Origin of the sequence: Mesorhizobium sp. ESP7-2, from assembly GCF_020164715.1 — a bacterium.
Lineage (GTDB): Bacteria > Pseudomonadota > Alphaproteobacteria > Rhizobiales > Rhizobiaceae > Mesorhizobium.
Map to the genome: position 1 here is coordinate 1 of NZ_JAIUGQ010000080.1, position 10083 is coordinate 10083.

Sequence of the window (10083 nt, forward strand, 5' to 3'; positions counted from 1 at the left end):
CTGTGGTGCCGTGAGAGCATTAAGAGTTCGGTGCCGAGCGCACGCTCGACACTGAAGGCCGGAACTTGCAAGCAGAGAAGAAGATGGTGTGACCGGTCGAACCGGGACGAGCGAGACACTCCGAGGTGCTCACTGGCAGTCAATGTCGTGTACGTGTTTGGAACTCGCTATCCGTGAAGCCCATCTAGGCCAGCGACGGCGGAATGCAGGGCACTTGGACGACAAGAAAAGAACCGACCCTTCGTCTTTCGTCTCTTTTGCGCTGCTTAAGAATTTCCACCAGTCCGGCAAGGCGGCGACCTGGGAGCTACGGTTTGGCCGCGCGCAGATCGCACCTCGGCGGTTCGAGCCCCGGATCTTGACAGAAGTGCTGGTGCCTTCAATCCGTTTGCGTAGCTGACCAGTCCCTACTTGCCACTATCTGGGGTCAGAACAAGAGCAGTGCGAAATCGTACGCTAAGGGCGAACGGAACATGAACTGTGCCGGAGCTTGGATGTGCAACCTCCGATCTCTGTGGATTGGCACCGCCAGGCACCAGTTTTGGTTTCTTCGTCCGTCCGACTCGACAACGCTCCCGGCAGATTGGTCCTGGGGAGTCGGACGATGGCAAAACGGAAGCTTCTCAAAGTTCATGATCGACAGAAGGTTTTCGATATACCAGCCGACGAGGATAGCCTGATCCGGCACTATTCGTTGTCACCCGCAGATCGACTGGAGATTGAGCTGCGGAGGCGTGAGCATAATCGGCTGGGTTTTGCCGTTCAGCTATGTCTGATGCGATACCCTGGCCGAGTGTTGGGAGCAGAAGAGAGCCCGCCGCGCGCCATGCTCAGATATGTTGCTGACCAAATCGGCGCCGATCCAGAAGCATTCGCGCTCTATGCACGCCGTGAAGAAACCCGTCGCGATCACACGGCGCGCCTAATGGTGTATCTGGATACGAGAAGCGCGACGGCGCAAGATCGTCGAGCCGCGCTATTGGCCGGAATTCAGACGGCGGCGATGTCCGACGACGGCGCTGCGATAGCCAGTTCCATTGTCGCCACATTTCGTGAACGCGGCTCTCTTCTGCCGGCAATCGACACGATCGAACGGATCGGCCTTGGTGGCCGTGCGATAGCGCGCCGGCGGGCAGAGAGAACTCTGATTGAAGACATCTCGCTCGATACGCTTCAATCATTGGATAGGCTCTTAGAGGTTGACCCATCGATCGGCCAGACACGCTTTCATTGGCTGCGCTCGGCGCCAGAAGCGCCGGGTGCGTCGAACCTGGTCGGGCTGACAGAAAGAGTTGCCTTCCTGCGCGCTCTCGAAATCGATCCGACGTTGCAGGCGCGCATATCGTCGGAACGGTGGGACCAGATGATCCGGGAGGGCAATGCTACGCCGGCATGGCTGGCCAATGACTTCAATGCCAGTCGTCGGCACGCTCTGATCGTAGCCCAAGTTATCAAGCTCGGCCAGAAGCTCACCGACGATGCGGTGACGATGTTCATCAAGCTGATGGGTCGGCTGTTTTCGCAAGCCAATAACCGAAAGAAGCAGCGACACATGGACTGCAGACGGGATACCGCCAAGGCACTGCGCATGTTCCTCGATACGATCACCGCCCTGCAGTCTGCCAATGACTATGGCCAGAACGCATTGGAGGTACTCGATCAGGAAGTCGGATGGCACCGGTTGCTGCGGATGAAGCCTGAGCTTGAGTCGATGGTCGAGGACAACGAGGCGGCACCTTTGGCCCTGGCGGCCGAACAGTATGCAACCGTGCACAAGTATGCCGGTGCTTTTCTGCGGACGCTCACATTCCAATCGGCGCGGCGACACGATCCGCTTCTTGCGGCAATTTCGCTGCTGAAACGCCTGTATGCCGAGAGGCGTCGGACGCTCCCGGATCGCGTCCCAGTCACCCACCTCAGCCAAGCCGATCGACGGCTCATCTTCGAACAGGGAAAGCCTGATCGCCGTGTCTACGAGATTGCAACGCTCGCGGCTTTGCGAGACAGGCTTAGATCTGCAGACATTTGGGTCGACGGCAGCCGATCCTTCCGGCCGATCGATGAGCACCTGATGCCGCGGTCGGCATTCACCACAATGAAGGAAGAGGATCGGCTCGGATTGGGCGTCCAGCGTGATGGCGCGGCTTGGCTCGCCGAAGCGCGGCAGATGCTCGACTTCAATCTGAAGCGCCTGGCGCACAGAGCACGGTCAGGGAAGCTCGAAGGTGTTCGCCTTGAAGCCGGGATGTTGATCGTCACACCGACCGCTGGCGAAGTTCCTGCCGCCGCCGAGGAACTGAATGCCGAGATCAGCGATATGTATCCAATGGTTGAGGTGCCGGATCTCTTGAGGGAAGTGCACGATTGGACTGGTTTTGCCGACCAATTCACGCATGTCCGCACCGGCGACGTCCCAAGAAATGTCTCGGCCATGCTGGCCGGAGTGCTGGCCGATGCGACCAATCTCGGTCCGAAGCGAATGGCCAGTGCATCCAAAGGAATCAGCGCGCATCAGATCGGCTGGATGCGTACATTCCACGCTCGACCTGAGACCTATCGTGCCGCGCAGGCATGCGTTACCGATGCGCACACTCGTCACTCTCATTCTCGACTTTGGGGCAATGGGACGACGTCATCTTCTGACGGCCAATTCTTCCGCGCGAGCGACCGAGCCGCAAAGCGCGGCGACGTCAATCTGCACTACGGCAGCGAGCCTGGATCGAAGTTCTATAGCCATCTGTCAGATCAGTACGGCTACTTCAGCATCCTGCCCATCAGCCCGACCGAAAGCGAGGCGGCCTATGTGCTCGATGGGCTATTCGATCAGGACACGATCCTCGACATCCAGGAACACTTTACCGATACCGGCGGTGCGAGCGATCATGTCTTCGGACTGTTCGCCCTGATCGGCAAGCGTTTCGCGCCACGGCTGCGCAACCTCAAGGACCGGAAGTTCCACACCCTCGAGAAGGGCGATGCATATCCGGCACTGTCGAAGCACATCGGGGCGCCGATTAACAGCACTCTGATTATCGACCATTGGGACGATTTGCTTCATCTGGCGGCGTCGATCACGACGCGGTCCGTGGTGCCGTCCACGATCTTGAAAAAGCTGTCAGCATCAGCGAAGGAAAGCCAGCTTGCCAGGGCTCTACGAGAACTCGGTCGGATCGAGCGGTCCCTTTTCATGATCGAATGGTACTCCAGCCCTGCATTACGCCGGCGATGTCAGGCTGGTCTTAACAAGGGCGAGGCCGCACACAAGCTGAAGCGGGCTGTCTTCTTCCACGAGCGCGGCGAGATCCGTGACCGATCGTTCGAAAGCCAAGCCTTCCGCGCCTCCGGCCTCAACCTCGTCGTCAGCGCGATCGTGCACTGGAACACGGTCTATATCGAACGGGCAGTCACGCATTTACGCAACATCCGCCGTGAGATTCCGGATCATCTCCTCAAGCACATCTCGCCGCTGAGCTGGGAGCACATCAATCTGACCGGCATCTACACCTGGGATAGCGAGCAGCACCTGCCGGAAGGCTTCCGGTCGCTGAGACTCCCGGCTGGGCTACGGCGAGCCGCATAGGTTCTCACTCTGTTCGACCTTAGCGTACGATTTCGCACTGCTCTTGTTCTGACCCCGTCTTGGCGTCAGTTACCTCGGTGCGTACCACAGGTGCGCCGCGATCACTGCGTCCAGAAGTTGGGTGTGACCTGCACCCGGTTACCGGATCGCCGTGTGCTGCCTTCGAGGCGTAGCGGATGCCGAGCTCGCCACCAGTTCTCAAACGCCCACCGCCCACTGGACTGGGACAGCCACCCATCGCCAAGTTGAACAAGGAAGCGCTACAGATCTGTCTTTGCTCGTAGGGCGACCGCCGAAGTGAGATCGCTACAGCGGAAGCCGCTTCATCAATCCTAAGCAGTGGCGGTCATGCCGGGCCGGAAGCTGAAAGTCGGCTTTCAGAACGACGCGCGTTGTCTTGTCTATTTCTGCCGAAACGCCCCATGCAGCGACGTCGCCAGGGGTCCCAGAATGTAATCCAGCGCGGTGCGTTGCTCGGTCACGATCATCACGGACGCCGGCATGCCTGGATAGAGCTGGATCTGTGGCGCTGCAGCAAGTTCCTGCTGGTCCACCGCTATGTCGGCGACATAATAAGGGAAGCCGGTTTTGGGATCGGTCACACGGTCTGCAGAGATGCGGGTGACACAGCCGTGGATGACCGGCGTCGTGCGCTGCTTATAGGAGGTGAAGCGCACTTCGGCCGTCATGTCGGCGCGCAGGCTGGATATGTCCTCGACGCGAACCTGCGCCTGGACGATCAGCGAATTCTTTGTCGGTACGATATCGAGGATCGTCTGGCCGGGAGAGACAACCGCACCGGTGGAAAAAACAGTAAGGTCCATCACTTGCCCGTCGTAGGGCGCGCGCACTTCGGCGCGGTCCACGGTGGCCTGTGCGGCAAACATCTTCGGCACCAAGTCGGCGAGATTCGATTGCGTATCGATCAGCATGGCTGAGAGTTTTGCACGCCGTTCGTTGGTGAGCTGCGCGATCTGGCTTTCGAGCTCGGCCTTGCTCTGGCGGTCGCCGGCAATTTCGCCGAGCGCCTGATCGATGAGGCCCTGCAGATCGGCGGCCGAGCGATCGAGTTCCAGAATGCGCGTGCGCGTCGTCAGTCCTGCTTTCAGCAGTTTGTTGAGCCCCACCTTCTCGTCCACAGTCGACTGAAGCTGCGCGCGAAAAGACTCGACGCGCGCCTTTTTGCCGTCGATCTGCTCATCAAGCTCGGCTATCCGCTTTTGCAGAATCTGCCTGGCGCCAGACATCGAGGCACGCTGGGTCTCTAGGTCGGCAATCTGATTTGCCATCGCGTCCCGCAGATAGCTCTGGTGCTCGGCGGATATGTCCTTGGGGAAGGTGACCGCCTGGCTACCGTCCAGTTCGGCGCGGATGCGAGCATCCGTTGCGCGCAGCAGCGCATATTGCTGGGAGTAGAGATTGAACTCCGAACGAGCCCGCGTGTCGTCGAGCGCGACCAGTACATCGCCGGCTTTGACGACATCGCCTTCCTTCACGCGAATTTCCTTCACCGTGCCGCCGTCGAAATGCTGAACGCTCTTGCGGTTGCCCTCGACCTTCACCACCGCGTCGGCAAGCACCGCACCATTGAGCGGCGCTATCGCCGCCCAGCCGCCGAACACACCGAAGAAGCCAAGAATGATAAGCAACCCGACGAAGACCGGACCCCGGATCGAGTCCGAGTTGGCGCCCGCGTTTTCGGCGCCGGACAGGCTGTGATGGGTAGCCGCGATGTCGGTCATTGGGTTGCCACCGCAATCGGCGCGGCGCGCTGGTTGAGCAGCGCCACGATCTCGTTCCTCATGCCGAAGGCCTCGACCCCGCCGTCTCTGAGCAGCAGGATCTTGTCGACATTGGCCAGAGTCGAAGGCCTGTGCGACACGATGATCACCGTGCTGCCGCGCCGCTTGAGTTCCAGCGCGCATTCAGCGAGCGCACGATCACCGTCGGCGTCAAGATTGGAACTCGGCTCGTCGAGAACGATGAGGTTTGGCGTTCCGAAGACGGCTCGGGCAAGCGCGATGCGCTGCCGGTAACCGCCCGACAGCACCGCGCCGCCTATGCCAATCTGCGTCTCATATCCTTGGGCCAAGCGGATGATCATCTCATGCACGCCGGCAAGCCGGGCGGCCTCGATCACCTCGCGGTCGACATCGGTTTTGAAGCGCCCGATATTGGCAGCCACGCTTTCGGAAAACAGCTCGATGTCTTGTGGGAGGTAGCCGATATGGTCGCCGAGCGCCTCCCTTCCCCACTGCGTCATGTCGGCGCCGTCCAGCCTTACCGTGCCACGACTCGGCTGCATGATACCTGCGAGGTGACGGGCGAGCGTCGACTTGCCGGCACCGGAAGGGCCAACAATGCCCAGGGCCTCGCCTGCCTCGAGCTTGAACGAGACATCGCGCAACAGCACCTTCTGCAGGCTTGGAATGGCGAAACTGACCTGTTCGACGGAGATCTTGCCGGTTGGCTTGGGAAGGTTGAACGAGCGTTCCCCTTGCGCGCCGCCGTCAAGCAGCCTCTCGACCCTGCCGAGGGCGGCCCGCGCCAGGATCAGGCTGCGCCAGAGTCCGACGACCTGTTCGACCGGCTGCAGCCCCCTGCCCAGAAGAAGGCTCGCCGCAAACATCGAACCGCCCGTGATCTGGCGCTCGACGACCAGATAGGCACCGAGGCCGAGAATCAGCGACTGCATGGTGAGGCGCAGGAAGCGGATAACCCCGGACATGAGTGCGGCCCGGTCGCTGGCTTGCCCCTGCTGCCGCAGCGCAAGGTCGCGGTCGCGCCCCCAGCGGCGGACGAGACCGTCGATCATGCCCATGGCGCGAACGACTTCCGCGTTCCTCAGGCTCATCTCGGTGAAATTGTAGTTGGCCGTCGCGAGATCGTTGGCCTGCTTCAGCGGCACCCGCACGATGTATTCGTTGAGCACCGCCATGGCAATCAAGAGCAGCGAGGAACCGAGCGCGAAAAAGCCGAGCCATGGATGAAGAAGGAAGATGATGCCGATATAGATCGGCGACCACGGGAGGTCGAACAGCGCGTGGACGCCGCTGCCGGTGATAACCTGCCGGAACGTGTCGAAATCCCGGATCGGCTGGCTTTGCGATGCGCCCAGCGACGGCGTCTCGACGGAGGCCGCTAGGATCTTGGCCGAAAGCAGCCGGTCGAGCCGAGCGCTGGCGCGTGTCAGGATCGCGGCGCGCACAAGGTCGAGGCCGGCAAGAGCCAGGAAAGCGGCGAGCAACACCAGGGTGAGCATCACCAGCGTGGTCTCGCTGCCGCTGGTGACCACCCGGTCGTAGACCTGCAGCATGTAGAGCGGGGATGCGAGATAAAGCAGATTGATCGCCAGGCTGAACACCGCCGCGAACAGGAAATAGCGGCGACAGGCGCGAAGCGCTTCCCTCACCATCTTGGATTTGCTGTCGAGACTCAAAATACCTAGCGGAGAACCGCCCCCTGTCCAAAATGCATGCCCGGACCCAATACTACTCCGGATCCTTCAACGGACCACCCGATCTGCACGTAAACCTTCCATAAACCTTAATTCGTAAGCTAAACACTCCGCCGGCGCAGAAACCGGGCGAGCCGCGCGTGATTGCGGGCTCGCTCTCTTTGCGTCACACGAACTCGCTCGTCCCGCCCGCCACGCCCGTCAGCGTGAACTCCGGATTGTAGGTGACGACGGTATGGCCTTCGCCATCGTCGGCAAGCTTGAAGCCGTTCGCATCATAGGTGCCGAGCAGATGCAGCGTGGCATTGTGCGCGCCATCCGAGACAATCAACGTGCCGCCGCTACCATCCTGGCTCGCCTGATAGGCGACCGTCGTGCCGGTACCGAACAGGATATCGTTGAGGTCCAGCTTGTCGTCATTGGTGATGCCGCCGATCCGCCCGCTGAAATCGAAGGAATCGTCGAGTTCCAGCGTGCCGGCCGCATTCTGCGCGAAGGTGACACCCGCCGACGATGCAGTGCCGAACTCCAGCTTCGAAAGATTGCCGACGATGGCGTCGCCCTCGCCGGTGACCTGGCCGTTGATTGTGATGTTGCCGCCATTGGCCCAGATCAGCCCGGAATTGGCGAGTGTGCCGGTGATCGTCAGGCCGCCGGAACCCGTCGCTTCCAGCGTTCCCGAGTTGACGGTGGTGTTGGCCCCCGTGTCGATGACCAGCGCGTGGGTGCCGGTGGCGATGATCGTCCCCTGGTTGTTCAGGGACAACAAGCCATCGCCCAGTTGGCCGGCGCCGGAAATGGTGTTGTCGACATTGGTCAGGGTGACGTCGGTACTGGTGCCGGAGATCACGTTCCAATCGCTGTCGGACAGCACGATCTGCCCGCCGCCTTGCAAGGTGATCCCGTGTTGGATGAGTTGCAGCAGCGTCTCGTTGCTCGCGGCGTCGAGAGAGATTAGGCCGGTGTTGTTGATTGTGCCGCTCAGCGGCAGCAGCGCGCCGTCACTGAGCGTCATGGTGCCGGCGTTGTTGACCACCGGCGTCTGGTCGAAGACGAAGTTGCCGGTGCCGAGACCCGAGGAATGCACCCCCTCCAGCGTGATCGACTGCCCGTCGCCGAGCGTGATCACCGCGTTTCCGTTGGCGTCGTCGGCGGTATGGGCCTGGACGTCGGCAAAGCTCTGGAAGCCCGAATAGCCGATAAGATCGACCTGGTCGGCGGCAGCATCGAAGCTGTGCACGGTATCGTTGCCGATCGGCTGCGAGAACACGAACAGATCGTTGCCGCTGGAGCCGGTGAGCACGTCGTCGCCAGACCAGGCGAAGATCGGCGACCCCGGCGCATAGGCCTCGACATTGTCGGCGATCGAAACGCTGCCCGTCGTGCCGTCGGCATTGGTCCAGATCATCGAGACATCGAGCACCGCCGCGCCCACGAAATCGGCCGGCGTGGTGACCGTCAGTTCCTGGACGGCGTTTGACTGCACCGTCCAGGACCCGTCGGCGTTCTGCGTCGCGCCGTCGATGGTCAAGCCGGAAGGCAGATCCTTCACCGTGACGGTGACGAGCGCCGTGCCGTCGCCCGGATCGGCGAGACCGAGATGGATCGGCTCGCCGGAGACGCCGGCTGGAAACGTATTCGAAGTACTGAATTGGGCGTTCTGCTGGTTGCCGGCCAAATCCTGGAAGCCAGGTGCGACGGTCAGAGTTAGACTTGAGTTGTTACCTGGTCCTTTGGTGTAGGTGATATTGTAGAACTGGCTATCACCAGAGCCGTCCCCGATTATATTTCCACCCGAATCTACTGCAATGAGATTTGACAGAGTTCCCTTGGAGATTGTTATGTAGCCTGCGCCACTATCGAGGCTAAGGGTGCTATGCTTTACGACCTCAGAGAATTGTATTGTGATGACACCACTGTTCGTAGTGTTAGACAAATGTGGATTCGCGGTGACATTGGATACCGTCGGCGGCGTCGTGTCGGCCGGCGGGCTAACGGTGATCGTGACCGTGTCGGTGTCGGTGAGAGCGCCCCCTCCGGTATTGCCGTTGTCGTTCGTGACCATCGTCAGCGTGTCGCCGCCGCTGTAGCCGGTCGCCGGGGTGTATGTTACGGTCGCCCCGAGCGTCGAGTTGATGGCCGCCACCGTTCCCGTCAGGGTCACGCTGACGGTTCCGCTGCCGCTGATCGCGGCGGTCCCGCCCGATACCGCCAGGGCGCCGTGGGCGACCGAGAGCGTGACCGTCTCGCTGCCCGTCCGCGCGTCGACATCCGAGATGCTCAGCCCGGTGATCGCCTTGCTCGTATTGGCCCCTGTCGTCTGCGCGCCTGGTACCGTATTCACCGGCGCGTCGTTGACCGGGGTGACCGACACAGTCGCCGTTGCGACGTTGCTGGCGTGGTTCGACGCCGAGCCGTCGTCGACTTGGTAGCTGATGGTGCGCGCCGCGCCGGACAGATCGTCGCTCGTGTTGAAGTAGGTCACGGAGCGCAGGGCGGCCTGGTAGTTGGCGACGCTGGAAGTCCCGCTCAGGGTCAGCACGCCGGTGGAGGCATTGTAGCTGCCGGTGATGCCGTTCTGGCTCGTAAAGCCGAGCACGTCCTGGCCGGCCGCGAAGTTGCCGGAGATCGACACCGTCGCGCCGGTCAGATTCGCGCTGTCCACGTCCGAAACCGCAATGGCGGTGCCGATCGCCGTCGGCGCCTGGTTCTCGGTGTAGGAGAGCGAACCGCCATTCGCGTTGACGACCGGCGCGTCGTTGACCGGGGTGACCGACACCGTCGCCGTTGCGACGTTGCTGGCGTGGTTCGACGCCGAGCCGTCGTCGACTTGGTAGCTGACGGTGCGCGCCGCGCCGGAGGGAGCGTCGCTCGTGTTGAAGTAGGTCACGGAGCGCAGGGCGGCCTGGTAGTTGGCGACGCTGGAAGTCCCGCTCAGGGTCAGCACGCCGGTGGAGGCATTGTAGCTGCCGGTGATGCCGTTCTGGCTCGTAAAGCCGAGCACGTCCTGGCCGGCCGCGAAGTTGCCGGAGATCGACACCGTCGC

General features: G+C 61.5%; 5 protein-coding genes. 2 read left to right on the forward strand and 3 right to left on the reverse strand.

Features of this window, described 5'->3' with window-relative positions; all coding sequences use genetic code 11:
* Window positions 1-214 precede the first annotated feature (214 nt).
* Both LB543_RS33250 and LB543_RS33255 read left to right on the forward strand, forming a co-directional pair.
* Window positions 215-400 carry a hypothetical protein gene (locus LB543_RS33250; protein WP_224617287.1) on the forward strand — a complete coding sequence of 62 codons (186 nt, stop codon included), beginning with the start codon at window positions 215-217 and terminating at the stop codon, window positions 398-400.
* A gap of 204 nt (window positions 401-604) precedes the next feature.
* Complete coding sequence (locus LB543_RS33255) at window positions 605-3580, forward strand: Tn3 family transposase (protein ID WP_224617288.1); 2976 nt, start codon at window positions 605-607, stop codon at window positions 3578-3580.
* A gap of 401 nt (window positions 3581-3981) precedes the next feature.
* Here LB543_RS33255 and LB543_RS33260 read toward each other — a convergent pair whose 3' ends face one another.
* The 3 genes from LB543_RS33260 to LB543_RS33270 form a co-directional block, all read right to left on the reverse strand.
* Complete coding sequence (locus tag LB543_RS33260; RefSeq protein WP_224617289.1) at window positions 3982-5322, reverse strand: HlyD family type I secretion periplasmic adaptor subunit; 1341 nt, start codon at window positions 5320-5322, stop codon at window positions 3982-3984.
* Window positions 5319-6995, reverse strand: a complete 1677-nt coding sequence (locus tag LB543_RS33265; RefSeq protein ID WP_224617290.1) for a type I secretion system permease/ATPase — start codon at window positions 6993-6995, stop codon at window positions 5319-5321. The genes LB543_RS33260 and LB543_RS33265 overlap by 4 nt, the downstream gene beginning before the upstream one ends.
* A 208-nt stretch (window positions 6996-7203) precedes the next feature.
* Window positions 7204-10083 (reverse strand): beta strand repeat-containing protein (locus LB543_RS33270; protein ID WP_411908807.1); only part of this gene is annotated, 2880 nt, incomplete at its 5' end.

Excerpts from the sequence above, each read along its gene's own strand:
- LB543_RS33255 (WP_224617288.1), top strand. The coding sequence starts at position 605 with ATGGCAAAACGGAAGCTTCTCAAAGTTCATGATCGACAGAAGGTTTTC.
- LB543_RS33260 (WP_224617289.1), bottom strand. The coding sequence starts at position 5,322 with ATGACCGACATCGCGGCTACCCATCACAGCCTGTCCGGCGCCGAAAAC.
- LB543_RS33265 (WP_224617290.1), bottom strand. The coding sequence starts at position 6,995 with ATGGTGAGGGAAGCGCTTCGCGCCTGTCGCCGCTATTTCCTGTTCGCG.